Source organism: Pseudoalteromonas sp. SR45-5 (assembly GCF_014163565.1).
In the GTDB taxonomy this organism is placed as follows: domain Bacteria; phylum Pseudomonadota; class Gammaproteobacteria; order Enterobacterales; family Alteromonadaceae; genus Pseudoalteromonas; species Pseudoalteromonas distincta.
This window is the reverse complement of the sequence record NZ_JACJDN010000967.1, coordinates 1-930: the sequence shown is the minus strand read 5'-3', so window position 1 is coordinate 930 and position 930 is coordinate 1. Positions and strand designations below refer to the sequence as shown.

Here is a 930-nt window from a genome sequence, read left to right as displayed (position 1 = left end):
GAGTATTGCTGCGATTAAAAAGCGTTTCATTGTAAATCCCTTTTAGCATTCCCTTTAACATAAAAAAGCCTGCAGCTAAGCAGGCTTTTTAAAGTAACAAATGATTAGCCAGCGCTATTCATTTGTTCAATAAATTTATTTGAATCGGCAATCGATTTGTTCATGTCGTTCATCAACAATTGAATATCGCGCTTAAGGTTAGTGAATTCACCTTTAATAGCCGATACCGCTTGTGCATTTAAGTTATGCTTTAAGTATAAAACGTTATCATGAAGCGAGGTTAATACTGGCTCCATTTTACTCTCTGCGCTGCGCATTGAGCGTAATAGCTGATCAAATTGACGCTTAGTCGCGGTTAGCTTTTTGCTGCTTTCACGCTTAAGTGACGCGCTTTTGTATTGCTCTAACTCATCGCTCCACTCATCAAATAGCGCTTCTGCCACGTCTTCTACTTTATTGATGTTAGTTGACACTTCGTTAGCGGCATTTAAGCTCGACTCGTAATCGTCGTTTAACTGATTATAAGTGTCTTGTAGTTCGCCACCATTAAAATCGATTAGAGTCGTTAAGCGCTCTAGTGCCGATTTAAATTCTTCTTGTGACTCTTGTTGCGAGTCTTTGGTTTCTTCTACGCGGTCAATAAGAATATCGCGTTTGTGAACACCCACTTTTTCCATCGCAGAATAATAAGCAGATTGGCAGCCAGTTAAAGTAAGTGTTACTACAAGCATTGAAACACTGAGTAATGTTTGTTTTTTCATTTGAATTCCTGTTTACGAGCGTTAGTGCTGTAAATTATGGCGCTGATTGTTATTATAATCAAAACTATATAAGCACAAGTCAATTGTATGAATGATAAGCTCTCACATTACAAACAGCAAGTTAAGTCCTTTATACGCCAGCAGCCTGGTTGGTGGATGCAGTATTTTA

1 protein-coding gene and 1 pseudogene are annotated in these 930 nt (G+C 38.3%); one reads left to right on the top strand and one right to left on the bottom strand.

Annotated elements, in window-relative coordinates; all coding sequences use genetic code 11:
- Nucleotides 1-104 precede the first annotated feature (104 nt).
- Complete coding sequence (locus tag H5072_RS20400; RefSeq protein WP_002961128.1) at nt 105-761, bottom strand: DUF2959 domain-containing protein; 657 nt, start codon at nt 759-761, stop codon at nt 105-107.
- 87 nt (nt 762-848) lie between these two features.
- On the opposite strand from H5072_RS20400, the pseudogene H5072_RS21415 reads away from it, so the two are divergent.
- A pseudogene (locus tag H5072_RS21415) lies at nt 849-930 on the top strand (ribonuclease BN); the annotation flags it as partial.